Below are 14,476 nucleotides of genomic sequence, written 5' to 3' on the forward strand. Positions count from 1 at the left end.
AGCCCGACTATGAAGATCATTCCATTCATCACCGCAATTCTGGTGGCGGGCATCCTTGGATTGCTCATCCTTGAACGGGACCGTGTCATCGCATTTGCCCAAGGGCCAGCAACTGAAACAACTCAGGTCGTGGAGACCACGGAGGAAGCAACCGAAGAAGAACCGGTCGCAGATGCGCCCCGCGATCAAATTGTCCGTGTTGTGGCCTTAGCGTCTGAAGCCCAAAACATTGACAGCGCCGTGATTTTGCGTGGCCGGACCGAAGCCGCACGGCAGGTCAACGTGGCTGCCGAAACATCCGGTCTTGTGGTATCCGAACCCCTAAATAAGGGCGGCTATGTCAACATGGGCGACGTTTTGTGCGAACTTGATCCGGGCACACGCAGCGCCAGTCTTGCCGAAGCAGAAGCCCGCTTGGCAGAGGCACGTGGCCGTGTTCCTGAAGCACAAGCATCAATCGCCGAAGCAGAGGCGCGCGTGCGCGAGGCCAACCTGAACGTCGAAAATGCACGCCGTCTGAATGAACGCGGTGTCAGTTCCGAAACCCAATTGATCAGCGCCGAAGCCGCAGCAGAAGCCGCGACCGCAGGCCTGCAACGCGCCCAATCCGGTATCGCATCTGCACAAGCAGGTATCGAAGCCGCCCAAGCGGGTGTCGCGTCCGCAGAGGCGGAAATCGACCGTCTGACGATTGTGGCCCCGTTCAGCGGGTTGTTGGAAACCGATACCGCAGAGCTTGGCACCTTGATGCAGCCCGGTGCCGCCTGCGCGACTATCGTGCAACTTGATCCGATCAAACTGGTCGGTTTTGTCCCCGAAATTGACGTGACCAAAGTCACCGTTGGTGCACGTGCTGGTGCAAAGATCGCGACGGGCGCGGATGTTGCAGGTGAGGTGACGTTCCTGTCCCGCTCTGCCGATGAAACGACCCGCACGTTCCGCGTCGAGGTTGAAGTGCCAAATACCGACAATGCCATCAGTGCAGGCCAAACCGTCGAAATCGTCGTGGCCTCGGACGGGCGTCAGGCCCATCTTGTGCCGCAGTCATCCTTAACTTTGAACGATGACGGTGCCCTTGGTGTCCGGACCATCGCCGAAGACAACAAGGCGCTGTTTATGCCCGTGACCTTGCTGCGTGATACAGCCGAAGGCGTCTGGGTCACCGACCTGCCTAACGCTGTGAACATCATCACCGTCGGTCAAGAATTTGTCATCGACGGCGTGACCGTCGACCCCACTTTTGCGGAGGTTGAAGGATGAACGGATTAGTCGATTGGGCTGCATCCCGCGCCCGCATGGTTCTTGCCTTCATTGCCCTCTCGCTTTTGGCGGGGGGTTTTGCGTATGTGGGCCTGCCCAAAGAAGGTGAACCCGACATTGAGATCCCCGCGATCTTTGTCTCCGTCCCCTTCCCCGGCATTTCGGCAGCAGATTCGGAAACGCTGCTGGTCAAACCGATGGAAACCGAACTGTCCGATCTGGACGGATTGAAATCCATGTCCGGCACCGCCTCTGAAGGCTACGCAGGTGTCGCACTTGAATTTGAATTCGGCTGGGACAAGACCAAGGTCTTGGCAGACATCCGCGACGCGATGAACAAAGCCGAAAGCGCTTTTCCAACTGGTGCTGACAACTATTCAATCAACGAAATCAACTTCTCTGAATTCCCCATTGTCATCGTGAACCTGACGGGCGACGTCCCTGAACGGACGCTGCTGAGGGTCGCAAAAGACCTGCAAGACCGTCTTGAAAGCATGGACGGCGTGTTAGAAGCCGGGCTTGCTGGCCAGCGCGACGAAATGCTGGAAGTCGTGATCGATCCGCTGCGTCTAGAAGCCTACAACGTCACCGCGGGCGAACTGATCAACGTGGTGTCCAACAACAACCTGCTGATCGCCGCGGGTGAAGTTGAAACGGCCCAAGGCACGTTTGCGGTCAAAATCCCATCGTCGTTTGATGACCCGCAGGATGTCTATAACCTGCCCGTCAAGACGAATGGCGACCGCGTCATCACGCTTGGTGATCTGGCGCTGATCCGCCTGACCTTTGAAGACCGCGCAGGCACCGCCCGCTTTAACGGCGTGAACACAGTTGCCTTGCAGGTTGTAAAACGCAAAGGGTTCAACCTGATCGACACGGCGGCGGAAGTCGCCGTGGTTGTTGAAGAAGAACGCGCAAGCTGGACCCCCGAACTGCAAGCTGCCATCGACGTAGGCACATCCAACGATCAGTCGCGCGCTGTTGCGTCCATGGTCAGCCAGCTCGAAGGGTCGGTACTGACCGCCATCGCGTTGGTGATGATCGTGGTTCTGGCGGCTTTGGGTACCCGCCCTGCAATGCTCGTTGGCTTTGCGATCCCGACCTCTTTCCTATTGTGTTTCGCCCTATTGGCCGTGATGGGGATCACCATTTCCAACATCGTGATGTTCGGTCTGATCTTGGCGGTGGGGATGCTCGTTGATGGGGCGATTGTTGTCGTGGAATACGCAGACAAACGGATGCGTGATGGCGCAGGCCCGATGGACGCCTACACAGAGGCCGCAAAGCGGATGTTCTGGCCCATCGTGTCATCCACTGCGACCACGCTTTGTGCGTTCCTGCCAATGCTGTTCTGGCCGGGTGTGCCGGGGCAATTCATGGGTATGTTGCCCGTCACACTGATCTTCGTTCTGTGCGCGTCTCTTGTCGTGGCGCTGATCTACTTGCCTGTGATGGGCGGGGTCACAGGCCGGATGAGCCGCATGTTCGGCTGGGCGTCTGACTGGATGCGTGCGCACCTTTGGTGGGTCGTGCGTGCAGCCCTTGTGCCTGTCGCAATGATGGTCACGTTTACCGGCGCTATGCTGACACTGAACCCTGCGTATTTGTCAGGCGAGGCTGTGCAAACCTCAGGCTTTTTCGCGTCCTTACCGGGCATGTTACTGTTCGTCCTTGGCGCGATCCTGACATCCATCACGCTCGGTTCTGCCACGTTCACCCGCAAACAGCGGATGATCAAAGCGGGCTATCGCCGGTCGCTGTTCGGGCGTTTCATCCATTTCATCGCGGGTAATCCGATCATGCCGATTGTGGCTGTCGGGGCTGTTGGTTTCTTTGTGATGTCCACATTCACGTACTTTGGGGCCAACAATAATGGCGTTGAATTCTTTGTGGAATCCGAACCGGAACAGGCCATCGTCTACGTCCGTGCACGGGGTAACCTGTCGCTGGAAGAAAAAGACCACCTCGTCCAACAAGCGGAAGCCGTTGTCCTTGGCCACCCCGGCGTGCTGAACGCGTTTTCATTCGCGGGCGAAGGCGGGCTGAATTCGAACACGGGTGGTGCTGAGGGCCCACGTGACACGATTGGCCAGATCCAGCTGGAAACGATCCCGTGGGAAGACCGCGCTGACCGCCCTGATCTGGACGGGGATATCGTGCTCGCAGAGCTTCAAGAAGAATTGAACCTGATCCCCGGCATTCAAACCGAAATTTTGGCCCAAGCCCGTGGCCCTGCCGCTGGGAAGCCAGTGCACCTGCGGATCAAAGGCGAAAACCTTGATGACCTGAAAACCGCCACGGCCCTTGCCCGTGCGCAGTTTGAAGGAACACCGGGTCTGACCCAGATCGAAGACACACTCCCCCTGCCCGGCATCGACTGGCAGATCGACGTGGACGTTGAAAAAGCAGGCCGTTACGGGGCTGATGTGGCGTCGGTTGGTGCGATGGTGCAGATGGTCACGCGGGGTATCCTGCTTGATACGATGCGCGTGGATAGCTCGGATGAGGAAATCGAAATCCGCGTCCGTCTTCCTGAAAACGATCGCGTCTTGTCCACGCTTGATAGTTTGCGCGTGCGGACTAATGCGGGACTTGTTCCGCTGTCAAACTTCATCACACGGACGCCTGTCGCGAAGCTGGCGCAAATCGACCGTGTGGATCAGAAACGGTATTTTGACCTGAAGGCAGGCGTTGAGTCTGGCTTGACACAAGTTACTGATACGACTTCAGGCGATCCGATTGCCGTTCTTCAAAAAGTTGAAACGAACACTAATACAACGGTCTTAATTGATGATGAGCATTATGAGATCATATCGCTTTCTCCAGGCGTTTCACAAAACCTTAGCGATCTGGTGACGATAACAGTAGTCGATGGCGAAGAACGCGAAAACATGTTGGCCTACGACGGCGCGATTAAAGCAACACCAATCACCGCGAACGAACGGATCGCGGGGCTATCCGAATGGCTCGACACCAATCCCCTGCCCGCGGGCGTCGATTGGGAATGGACCGGCGACCAAGAAGACCAAGCCGAATCCGGTGCATTCCTTATGAACGCTTTCATGGGCGCGTTGGGTCTGATGTTCATCATTCTGCTCGCGCAGTTCAACTCAATCTACAACTCGATCCTAGTGCTGTTGGCCGTGGTCATGTCCACTGCTGGCACGCTGATCGGGATGTTGGTCATGGATCAGGCGTTTTCGATCATCATGACTGGTACGGGGATCGTCGCCTTGGCGGGGATCGTGGTAAACAACAACATCATCCTGATCGACACCTATCAGGAATACAGCCAATACATGCCGCGATCAGAGGCGATCACACGCACCGCCGAGGATCGGATTCGTCCGGTTCTACTGACCACCATCACGACCATGGCGGGTCTGGCACCGATGATGTTCGGGCTCAGCCTCGACTTCATGAACGGCGGCTATTCTGTCGATAGTCCGACGGCGCTGTGGTGGAAACAGCTGGCAACGGCGGTGGTATTTGGCCTTGGTATCGCGACGATCCTGACGCTGGTCTTCACACCGTCCATGCTGGCCTTGCGAGTTTGGGCCACGACCTACGCGCTGTGGTTCGCACGCCTGTTGGCCCGCCTGTCGATGGGTCGCGGCAGCAGCTACGCACGCGATTGGGCACTGCGCCGCGAGGCAAAGCGCATCAAAGCGCCAGAGGTCATCTGGACCGAAGATGAAGACGTCGTTGCGCCGGAACAAGAAGCTGAAACGCCGGACGAAAAGCCGAACGTTGTGTTGGCGCCGGTTCAAGCCGCTGAATGAATAATTCAAATGGGCCGCATCACGCGGCCCTTTTGCTATCCAAAGATGCTGGAATAGACGAAGAACGGCATCGACAAGGCCCCGCCGACAAGGGGCAATCCGAACAGCACAAACAGCCCATCGCGGCCGATAACCCCCAGCATTGTCAGCGCGATCCCCGCACCTGCGATGCTTGACGAAAACGGTACGAATTCGAGTACGGGCAAAAAGACGCCCGCAACGGCACAGATCCCAAACAAGACGTGCTGCCCCGCCCTGCCCACAACACCGCGCAGGCGGGCCCGACGGAATTTGTCAAAGAAAGTACCAAATCGTTGCAACGTCGATTGCAGCTTTGCGACGCGATCTGCGGTCACAGTTTTCCGCATTAGAAATTCTGGCAACCATACGGTCTGGGTTCCAATCGCAGCCTGCCCTGCAATCACGAAAATCAGCATACCAAACACAGTCGATGCAAAAGGCACCCCGCTGAGCGGTGACGCAAGCACAAGCGCGGACATCAGCAGCACAGTCGAAAACGCGGTGCGCCCGAACTTTGATATGACGTCCCCGAAGGTCGCGTCACCATTCTGCGTCACTTCGTCGAGTTGAGACGCGATGTCGTCGATTGGATGTGCGGCGGCGTCATTTGCCATGGAATGCCTCTAATAAAGTCTGCTTTATGCAGGAACTTCTTCATCCGCCTGTCGGTTCCAAAGATGTGCATAACGGCCATCGGTTGCCAGCAATGCATCATGCGTGCCCCGTTCAACGATCACGCCGTTTTCCAGCACGACAATCTGATCTGCATCCGCAATCGTCGACAGGCGGTGGGCAATCGTCACAACAGTGCGCCCGTGCGACATGGCCTTCAGTTCAGCCTGAATTTCCATTTCGGTTTCCGTATCAAGCGCTGACGTGGCTTCATCCAACAAAAGGATCGGCGGGTTCTTGAGCAACGTTCGCGCAATCCCGACACGTTGCTTTTCACCGCCCGACAGCTTTAGCCCCCGTTCGCCAACAGTCGTCTCGTAGCCGTCAGGCAGCGACATGATGAAATCGTGGATCTTCGCAGCCTTCGCTGCCGCAATGATGTCGTCCTCGGACGCGTCTGGCCGCCCGTAAGCGATGTTGTAATGCACGGTGTCGTTGAACAGGACGGTATCCTGCGGGACCACGCCAATCTGCGCGTGCAGACTGGTCTGCGTCACATCGCGCACGTCTTGCCCGTCGATTTTGAACGCGCCTGCGTTAACGTCGTAAAACCGGAACAGCAAACGGCCAATGGTGGATTTTCCGGATCCGGACGACCCGACAATCGCAATCGTCTGGCCCGGTTCAACGTCAAGGCTGACGCCTTTCAGGATCGGGCGTTCAGCGTCGTATCCGAATTCAACCGCATCAAGACTGATCGCCCCACCTGTCACAACCAATGGCTTGGCATCGGGTTTGTCATTCACCTCGGCTGGCTGTTCGAGCAGGTCAAACATGTCGCCCATGTCGATCAAAGCTTGGCGGATCTCGCGATACACAGTGCCGAGGAAGTTCAGCGGCATCGTAATCTGGATCATGTAGGCGTTCACCAGCACGAAATCACCGACCGTCAGCGTCCCGTTTTCAACCCCAATCGCCGCCATCACCATCACGCCGACAAGACCACCCGTGATGATCAACGACTGACCAAAGTTCAAAAACGCGAGCGTGTAGTTCGTTTTCACTGCCGCTTCGGCGTATTTGCGCATCGCGCTGTCGTAACGCGCCGCTTCCCACTGCTCCGCGCCAAAATATTTGACGGTTTCAAAGTTCAACAGGCTGTCGATGGCTTTTTGGTTCGCGTCCGTGTCTTGGTCATTCATGACCTTGCGGATTTTGACGCGCCATTCAGTGACGGCAAAGGTGAACCAGACGTACAGACCAATCGTGACGACCACGACCACCAGATACCACACGTCGAATGTCACAAACAAAACGCCTGCAATCATCAGCAGTTGCAACACCAGCGGCCCGACAGAGAACAGCAGGAACCGCAACAGGAATTCGACACCCTTCACACCGCGTTCGATAATCCGGCTTAACCCGCCGGTTTTGCGAGTGATGTGATACCGCATGGAGAGCCGGTGGATATGTGTGAAGGTTTCCAGCGCCAATTGACGCAACGCCCGTTGGCCGACACGCGTAAAGATCACGTCGCGCAACTGCTGAAAACCAACGCTCAAGAGCCGCGACAGACCGTAAGCCAACGTCAGCCCGACTGCGCCCAATCCCAAATAGGTGGCGACACCGGGGTCTTCAGGGGCCATGACATCCACGGCTTGGCTGAAAAACTGCGGGGTCAGAACGGCAATGATCTGCGAGGCGAACAATGCCACCATCGCGGCCACAACGCGGACCTTTACTTCGGTGTTTCCAGCTGGCCAAAGATACGGGACAACCCGTTTGATCACGTTCCAACCCTGAATCTTGGCGTTATTCAAGTTGGCGTCTGTCTTCGTCAATTGGCGCATAAGCTGGTCTCCGAATAGCTACCAAGACTTAACAGGCAGGGCGGGAATGACCAGTGCTTACTCAGCGCTTTCGGGAATGCGGAACACTTGTCCGGGATAAATAAGATCAGGATCGCGGATCAGGTCGCGGTTGGCTTCAAACACCGACACATAAAGGATCCCGTCGCCCCATTGTTCTTCGGCAATCGCCCACAGCGTGGCCCCTGGCTGCACCGTTTTCACCGCAATATCGAAACCGTCGGCTGATGTTTCCTCGGCCAAGATTGCGGCCACGGCTGCCGGTTCTTCTTTCTTGAACGGCGTTTCAATTCGAGACTGCACAACGCCATCGGCGTCAACTTCGTCAACCCGCAATGTGTAGATTCCGGTGTCGACCTCGGGCAAATCCGTCCGCCAATCACCTTCAACCGAAATGCGCGACACCGTGACGGGCTGGTTATCCAGATAGATGCGGACAAACCCACCAGCAGACGCACCGCGCCCTGCAAGCAGAACCTCGCCTTCGGGATCATAAGTGATTGTGTCGAGGGCGATGTTTTCCGTCAGGTTTGGTTGATCCGGCGCCGCCCCCACATCGGATGGCAGAACCCGCACACCTTCTGCGTCGGCGATCAGTGTTGGCGGTGCTGTAATCGCGCCGCGCGGTTCCTCTGCCCCCGCAGAGATCGCAGGGGCCACGCCAGCGTCAGGCGTCACACCTGCGACAACCGTAGACCCAATCGCGATTTGATCGTTTGTTGAGGACGCAATTTCAGGGGCCGTGTCAGAGGTATCATTTTGATCCAACGTGGCGACTTGATCCGCAGCAACAACCGTATTCTCTTCGGACACGCCGGCTGCAACCGCGATTTCGGCGGGCGGCACGATGATGCTTTCCGCCGACGGCGTCGCGGCACCGCCTGGATCAGCGACAAGCCGTAGTCTGCGGGGTTGATCAGATGCGGCGATCAGAAGCACCGCACCAAATGCCCCATCAGCGCCTGCTGTCACTGTCTCAACCACGTCGTTGCCGAGCATAATCGCGACAACTTGGTTCGGCTCCGCCTGCCCTGCCACGACGGCGGTATCGTCAGGACTGCGAAAAAACGTATCGATCGTCGGGGCCATGACGATGGCGGGATCCAGTGCGGCGGCCGTTTCCGGCGCGGTATCAGGCAAGACCGCGTCATCCTCTATCGCATCAATCGCCGCGTCCGGTTCGGCGACGATAGCAGCAGCCTGCGGTTCATTTCCGGATGGCCGCACGGGTGGCGCAAACCAAACGGCAGCGGCCCCGATAGCACCTGCGGCAACGACGCCGCCCGCGATTGCAAATGCGTTTGATGATCCAGCAGCCAAGTCTTTGTTCCTTTTCACCCCAAACGCCCCCCATGACGTCTGATTGGTTGAGAGAGCCTAGCAACAGAGTTATGACCGGTCAAAGGCCCTGACATGACGAAAGCTTGAATTATGACATCGAACTCACATTCTGTTTGCGTTTACTGCGGCTCGCGCGACGGTGCAGACACCGCATATGCAACTGCGGCGGAAGACACGGGCGCAATGCTCGCGGCAAACGATTGGCGGCTGGTTTACGGTGCGGGTGACGTCGGGCTGATGGGGCGCGTGGCCAATGCAACGCAGGCGTCCGGTGGGCGGACATTTGGCGTTATCCCGACGCATTTGCTGGACTGGGAAGTCGGCAAGCGCGATCTCGACACGTTCATCATTACTGAGACGATGCACGAGCGCAAAAAAGTGATGTTCATGAACTGCGACGCGGTAGTTGTCTTGCCAGGTGGTGCCGGATCGCTGGACGAATTTTTTGAAGCGTTGACTTGGCGGCAGCTCGGGCTGCACGAAAAACCGATCTACCTGTTGAATATCAACGGGTTCTGGAACCCGCTCAAGGCGCTTTTGGACAATGTCGTAGGACAGGGGTTTGCGGAAAGCAGTATTCTCGACTTCGTGTCCATCGTTGATGATGTGCCTAGTTTGGAAGACCAGCTAAAGACCGCGTTCCGCGCCTAAGAAAAAAGGCTGGCGCGCAATGTTGCGGCCAGCCTTTCGATCTTATTTGTCTTTATCGACATCTTCGCTCGGATTGATCCGTTCCGGACCGCGGCGCGTCGCAGAGGCACCTGTCGCACCCGTGTGATCGTTGTCTGCGTTGCCATGGGCACCCGCGACATTGCCTTTTTCATCGGCATCGACATCGGCACGTGTGATTGGCGATTTCTGTGTATCGGACATATCAGGCTCCTTTATTCAATAGCGTTGCATGAACAACGGCCCTGCCCGCATTCCGTTCCACAAAAAAACCCGCCGCATTGCTGCGACGGGTTCTGATTGTCACTGTGGATCAGATCACATGCGGGATGCGACGTTTTCCCAGTTCACGAGGTTATCGAGGAAGTTCGTCAAGTACTTCGGACGCGCGTTGCGGAAGTCGATGTAGTAGGAATGTTCCCACACATCACAGCCCAAAAGCGCTGTCTGGTTGAAGCAAAGCGGGTTCACACCGTTTTCTGTTTTCGTGATTTTCAGGCCGCCGTCTGCGTCCTTCACCAACCACGCCCAACCAGAGCCGAACTGACCAGCACCAGCTGCAGAGAACTGGGATTTGAATTCGTCAACGGAACCGAAGCTGTCTTTCAACGCGGCTTCCAGTTCGGATGGCATTGCGGATTTACCCGGCCCCATCATTTCCCAGAACTGGTTGTGGTTCCAAAGCTGGGAGATGTTGTTGAAGATGCCGTTTTGGGCAACTGCGTTCGCGTCGTATGTGCCTTTGATGATCTCTTCGAGAGATTTGTCAGCCCATTCTGTGCCTTCAATCGCCTTGTTGCCGTTGGTGACATAAGCGTTGTGGTGCAGGTCGTGGTGATACTCGAGCGTCTCTTTGGACATGCCAAGGTCAGCCAAAGCGTCGTGTGCGTAAGGAAGATCAGGAAGTTCGAAAGCCATATTGGAGCCTCATTAAGCTAGATTTTCGTTACCCCGTAACAAAGCGCAAAACGGCGCGGCGTCAACCCGTCGCACCGTAATCAGCCAAACTTAGCGTAGATAACCGACGGGTCCCGCCGCTGCAGATGCCGCGAGCAGGTCGAACGCATAATCCGCGACCGACCTGAAACAGATGACGTGGATCGTGGTTTCGTCTGCCTTCCAGAAAGCCGCAGCCACCTGCCCCAGTCGCGAACGACGAAAGTCACCAACCGCGAAAGTGTCGGGATGCATGTCCACCGGTGCGAGCTTCGCAATCACCTCGTCGGCGTAAGTGCCCGACACCACGATCCGCGCGCGTGCGTCGGATACGTTTGAGGCCAGAAAATGCTTTCCGGCCATGGCTGTGTTCAGCGTTTCCAGCCCTTGCTCAACATGAAGATACGGCACCAGCAACAACGCCTCATCCGGTGACATCCAGCCGAACCCGTTGGCACCTTTGACGGCCATCTGACCCATTGCAGGTGCGTCTGATCCGGTCACCGATTTGCAGGCCTTGACCAAAGCCTTGTCTGCCAGATCACCACGGACGGAAATCATCCCCTGCAGGCCCGCATCCTTGACCGTCACGGCCCCATCGGCCCTGCGGCCATTCAAAGCGCTGATTGCATTAGACATCCTGCTTTTCCCCCGCTTTGTCATAGAAGACCTGATCGACGATTTTCGCTGCGATCGGTTCGCCACCGATATTGGTAAACTTGATCGTTTCGCCCATCCGGTCCGGCCCTTTGTGGACCAATCCCATCGCGATACCGCGTTTCAGTGTGGGCGAATAATAGGTCGATGTAACGCGCCCTTCGGTGTTTTGCTGGCCGTTTTCATTCGTACCATCCGCAATCGCGTAGGCCCCATCAGGCAGCACAGACCCGTCGAGCGTTTCCAATCCAACCAATTTCCACCGGTTCGGATCAGCCATGTGCGACCTCTGCTGCGCGCGCTTGCCAAGGTAGTCGGTTTTCTTTTTCGACAACGCCCATTGCAGGTTCAGATCCTGCGGGATCACGGTCCCGTCAGTTTCGTCCCCGATCATGATAAAGCCCTTTTCGGCCCGCATGATGTGCAACGCTTCTGTCCCGTAAGGCATGACGTTGAATTCAGCACCGGCATCTAACAGCGCATCCCAGAACGCGCGACCCTGCCCCGCATCGACCGCGATCTCATAGGACAATTCTCCTGAGAAACTAATGCGATAGACGCGGACCTTAAAGTCCGACAGCGTGCCGTCTTTCCATTGCATAAACGGCAGTGCGTCTTTGGACACGTCCATACCCCCGAGCTTTTCGAGAACCTTGCGCGCGTTTGGACCTACAACAGCGACTTGCGCCAATTGCTCGGTCACGTTGGACACATAGACCTGCCAGTCCCACCATTCGCACTGCAGCCAGTCTTCCATCCACGCGTGAATGCGTTCGGCCCCGCCCGTCGTTGTGTGGCACAGCCATGTCTGTTCATCGATCCGCGCGACCACGCCGTCATCCGACAGGAACCCGTTTTCAGTACACATCAGACCGTAGCGACATTTGCCCACAGGCAGCGACGACATCAGGTTCGTGTACATCATATCAAGGAATTTGCCGGCATCTGGACCACTGACAACCAGCTTGCCAAGCGTGGATGCGTCCAACAGGCCAAGGCTTTCGCGTGTTTGCGTGACCTCGCGGTTCACCGCGTCATGCACAGTTTCGCCGTCCCGCACATAGGCGTAGGGACGTTGCCATTGGCCGACCGGCTCAAAATCCGCGCCATTTTCGGCGTGCCAATCATACATCGGCGTTTTGCGGATCGGTTGGAACAGTTCGTCCCGCGCGACACCGGCGATAGATCCCATCGAAATCGGTGTATAGGGCGGGCGGAATGTGGTCGTGCCGACATCGGGAATATCGCTATTCAGCGCTTTAGAAAGCACGGCGAGACCGTTGATATTGCTCAACTTCCCTTGATCCGTCGCCATACCTAGCGTCGTGTAACGCTTTGCATGTTCGACGCTTTCGAACCCTTCTTGCGCCGCCAATTGTACGTCGGACACCTTCACATCGTTCTGGAAATCCAACCACGCTTTTGACCGCAACGCGTGGCTGGCCCCTTGCGGCATCAACCAAACGGGCAATATCGGTTCCTGCGCTTCGTCGTAGCCTTCAGGTGCTTGGCCTGCGCGCCCTTCAGCGCCCGCCGCCATCGCGGCGGCACGTCCTGCCGCAAAGCCATCTGCCAGCACCTCTGCTGTGAACAAATGCCCGTTTGCCACACCTGCTGGTGTCACAAAACCTGAACCATTTCCGTCGGTTGGCGGACGATCTGCGTCCGGACGGAACATCGCGTTATCCGCGTCCCATGTCAGTTTACCACCGCAATGCGACCACAGATGCACGACAGGCGACCAGCCGCCGGACATCGCTACGCAATCGCAGTCGATCTCTTCCAGAACGGCGCCTTCACCTGCCTGGCCGCAAATCGCGACGCCGGTGACGCGCTTGCCGCCTTTCACCTTTGCAATGCCCTTGCCTGTCTCGACGCGGATGCCTGCTTCACGAGCCGCACGGGCCAAAGGGCCATCGGCGTCGGGCCGTGCGTCGATGATCGCGGGCACGTCCAGACCTGCGTCTTTCAACACGAGCGCTGTCCGGTACGCGTCATCGTTGTTCGTCACGATGACCGTGCGATCCCCGATGGAGACGCCAAAGTTCACGACGTAATCGCGCACAGCCCCAGCAAGAAGAACGCCCGGCAAATCATTGCCCGCAAACGATAAAGGCCGCTCAATCGCGCCAGTTGCCGTGACAACCTGCTTGGCCCGTACCCGCCACAAACGATGCCGCGGCGCGTCGGTGCCGCCTTCGTTCAGGTGTTCGTATCCCAGAATATAGCCGTGATCATAGACGCCCGCGCCCATACAATTCAGGCGCATCGTGACGTTTGGCATCGCGGACAATTCAGCCACGATCTGGTCAATCCAAGCCGTTGCAGCCATGCCTTCGATCTGCGGTTCGTCCACTGCAGCGCGTCCGCCCCAAGCGGCGGTTTGTTCCATCACCAGCACCCGCGCACCTTTGCGCGCGGCAGCTAAAGCACTGGAAAGACCCGCGATTCCGCCACCGATGACCATTACGTCCGTATGAGCGTGGAAGTGTTCGTAGGTGTCGCCATCTTTGCCGATGGGCGCTTTGCCCAGACCCGCTGATTTACGGATGATCGGTTCATAGACATGCTTCCAGAACGGACGCGGGTAGATGAACATTTTGTAGTAGAAACCGGCTGGGAGGAACCGCGACAGTTTGGTGTTGATCGCGCCCACGTCGAATTCCAGAGACGGCCAATGGTTCTGCGATTGTGCTTTCAGACCTTCAAACAACAGCGTCGTTGTGGCGCGTTGGTTGGGTTCAAAATGCGCCCCATCGCCCATATTCATCAACGCGTTCGGTTCTTCAGCGCCCGATGCGACGATGCCGCGTGGGCGGTGATATTTGAACGACCGCCCGACCAGCATTTGGTCGTTGGCAAGAAGTGCCGAGGCGAGCGTGTCGCCTTCAAATCCCTTTAAGTGCTTGCCGTTAAACGTAAAAGACAGCGCCTTGGATGTATCAACAAGGCGGCCTGCAGTTGCCAGACGTGTGCTCATGATAAGTCTCCCCATGACCAACCGGGTCGTTTGGCTGTGATCGCGGCGCGGATATCAGCGGGTGGTTCCGTGGTTTGGGCGGAATAGGTCCCGAACACTTCAAGCGTTGCTGTGCAGCGTGCAGCCAAAAACCATTTGCCGCAGCCGTAGACATGCCGCCAGCGTTCGAAATGCACGCCTTTGGGGTTCTGGCGCACGAACAGGTAGCCTTCGAAGTCTTCGTCGGACGATTCTGGTCCGTAGCGCTTCACATGCGCTTCGCCGCCGCCGTGCAGATCTGTTTCATCGGCATCAACGCCGCAATATGGGCAATGCAAAGTCAGCATGGCGAGACCTCAAGATGTGGGGTG

Annotated in this window: 11 protein-coding genes; 3 read left to right on the forward strand and 8 right to left on the reverse strand. The window is 57.2% G+C overall.

The window, feature by feature from the left end; all coding sequences use genetic code 11:
• The first annotated feature begins 9 nt into the window (after positions 1-9).
• Both K3729_12625 and K3729_12630 read left to right on the forward strand, forming a co-directional pair.
• The gene (locus K3729_12625; protein UWQ98297.1) at positions 10-1,260 is read left to right on the forward strand and encodes an efflux RND transporter periplasmic adaptor subunit; all 1,251 of its coding nucleotides are present in this window, start codon (positions 10-12) and stop codon (positions 1,258-1,260) included.
• A complete protein-coding gene (locus K3729_12630) occupies positions 1,257-5,042 on the forward strand; it encodes an efflux RND transporter permease subunit (protein ID UWQ98298.1) in 3,786 nt (1,261 codons plus the stop codon). Before K3729_12625 ends, K3729_12630 begins: the two co-directional genes overlap by 4 nt.
• Positions 5,043-5,077: 35 nt before the next feature.
• Here K3729_12630 and K3729_12635 read toward each other — a convergent pair whose 3' ends face one another.
• Genes K3729_12635 through K3729_12645 form a run of 3 tightly spaced genes read right to left on the reverse strand, consistent with a single transcriptional unit; the run spans position 5,078 to position 8,632 of the window.
• On the reverse strand, positions 5,078-5,677 hold the full coding sequence (locus tag K3729_12635) for an exopolysaccharide biosynthesis protein (GenBank protein UWQ98299.1): 600 nt from the start codon (positions 5,675-5,677) through the stop codon (positions 5,078-5,080).
• Between the two features lie 24 nt (positions 5,678-5,701).
• Positions 5,702-7,525 (reverse strand): ABC transporter ATP-binding protein/permease, encoded by a 1,824-nt coding sequence (locus tag K3729_12640; GenBank protein ID UWQ98300.1) that lies wholly within the window; start codon positions 7,523-7,525, stop codon positions 5,702-5,704.
• Positions 7,526-7,582: 57 nt separating this feature from the next.
• Positions 7,583-8,632 carry a LysM peptidoglycan-binding domain-containing protein gene (locus K3729_12645; protein ID UWR01046.1) on the reverse strand — a complete coding sequence of 350 codons (1,050 nt, stop codon included), beginning with the start codon at positions 8,630-8,632 and terminating at the stop codon, positions 7,583-7,585.
• 342 nt (positions 8,633-8,974) lie between these two features.
• Here K3729_12645 and K3729_12650 point away from each other — a divergent pair, with 342 nt between their 5' ends.
• Complete coding sequence (locus K3729_12650) at positions 8,975-9,535, forward strand: TIGR00730 family Rossman fold protein (GenBank protein ID UWQ98301.1); 561 nt, start codon at positions 8,975-8,977, stop codon at positions 9,533-9,535.
• 42 nt (positions 9,536-9,577) lie between these two features.
• Here K3729_12650 and K3729_12655 read toward each other — a convergent pair whose 3' ends face one another.
• From K3729_12655 to K3729_12675, 5 genes are all read right to left on the reverse strand, one after another.
• Positions 9,578-9,757: a hypothetical protein gene (locus K3729_12655; protein UWQ98302.1), complete on the reverse strand. Its 180-nt coding sequence runs from the start codon at positions 9,755-9,757 to the stop codon at positions 9,578-9,580.
• A gap of 114 nt (positions 9,758-9,871) precedes the next feature.
• Positions 9,872-10,471 (reverse strand): superoxide dismutase, encoded by a 600-nt coding sequence (locus K3729_12660; GenBank protein ID UWQ98303.1) that lies wholly within the window; start codon positions 10,469-10,471, stop codon positions 9,872-9,874.
• Positions 10,472-10,561: 90 nt separating this feature from the next.
• Positions 10,562-11,128 (reverse strand): sarcosine oxidase subunit gamma, encoded by a 567-nt coding sequence (locus K3729_12665; GenBank protein ID UWQ98304.1) that lies wholly within the window; start codon positions 11,126-11,128, stop codon positions 10,562-10,564.
• The gene (locus tag K3729_12670) at positions 11,121-14,126 is read right to left on the reverse strand and encodes a sarcosine oxidase subunit alpha family protein (GenBank protein ID UWQ98305.1); all 3,006 of its coding nucleotides are present in this window, start codon (positions 14,124-14,126) and stop codon (positions 11,121-11,123) included. The genes K3729_12665 and K3729_12670 overlap by 8 nt, the downstream gene beginning before the upstream one ends.
• On the reverse strand, positions 14,123-14,452 hold the full coding sequence (locus K3729_12675; GenBank protein UWQ98306.1) for a sarcosine oxidase subunit delta: 330 nt from the start codon (positions 14,450-14,452) through the stop codon (positions 14,123-14,125). Before K3729_12675 ends, K3729_12670 begins: the two co-directional genes overlap by 4 nt.
• Positions 14,453-14,476: the final 24 nt, after the last annotated feature.

The sequence above is a fragment of the Rhodobacteraceae bacterium S2214 genome (assembly GCA_025141675.1).
In the GTDB taxonomy this organism is placed as follows: domain Bacteria; phylum Pseudomonadota; class Alphaproteobacteria; order Rhodobacterales; family Rhodobacteraceae; genus Yoonia.

Excerpts from the sequence above, each read along its gene's own strand:
- K3729_12670 (UWQ98305.1), bottom strand. The coding sequence starts at position 14,126 with ATGAGCACACGTCTGGCAACTGCAGGCCGCCTTGTTGATACATCCAAG.
- K3729_12640 (UWQ98300.1), bottom strand. The coding sequence starts at position 7,525 with ATGCGCCAATTGACGAAGACAGACGCCAACTTGAATAACGCCAAGATT.
- K3729_12635 (UWQ98299.1), bottom strand. The coding sequence starts at position 5,677 with ATGGCAAATGACGCCGCCGCACATCCAATCGACGACATCGCGTCTCAA.
- K3729_12660 (UWQ98303.1), bottom strand. The coding sequence starts at position 10,471 with ATGGCTTTCGAACTTCCTGATCTTCCTTACGCACACGACGCTTTGGCT.
- K3729_12650 (UWQ98301.1), top strand. The coding sequence starts at position 8,975 with ATGACATCGAACTCACATTCTGTTTGCGTTTACTGCGGCTCGCGCGAC.
- K3729_12645 (UWR01046.1), bottom strand. The coding sequence starts at position 8,632 with ATGGCCCCGACGATCGATACGTTTTTTCGCAGTCCTGACGATACCGCC.
- K3729_12625 (UWQ98297.1), top strand. The coding sequence starts at position 10 with ATGAAGATCATTCCATTCATCACCGCAATTCTGGTGGCGGGCATCCTT.
- K3729_12630 (UWQ98298.1), top strand. The coding sequence starts at position 1,257 with ATGAACGGATTAGTCGATTGGGCTGCATCCCGCGCCCGCATGGTTCTT.
- K3729_12655 (UWQ98302.1), bottom strand. The coding sequence starts at position 9,757 with ATGTCCGATACACAGAAATCGCCAATCACACGTGCCGATGTCGATGCC.
- K3729_12665 (UWQ98304.1), bottom strand. The coding sequence starts at position 11,128 with ATGTCTAATGCAATCAGCGCTTTGAATGGCCGCAGGGCCGATGGGGCC.
- K3729_12675 (UWQ98306.1), bottom strand. The coding sequence starts at position 14,452 with ATGCTGACTTTGCATTGCCCATATTGCGGCGTTGATGCCGATGAAACA.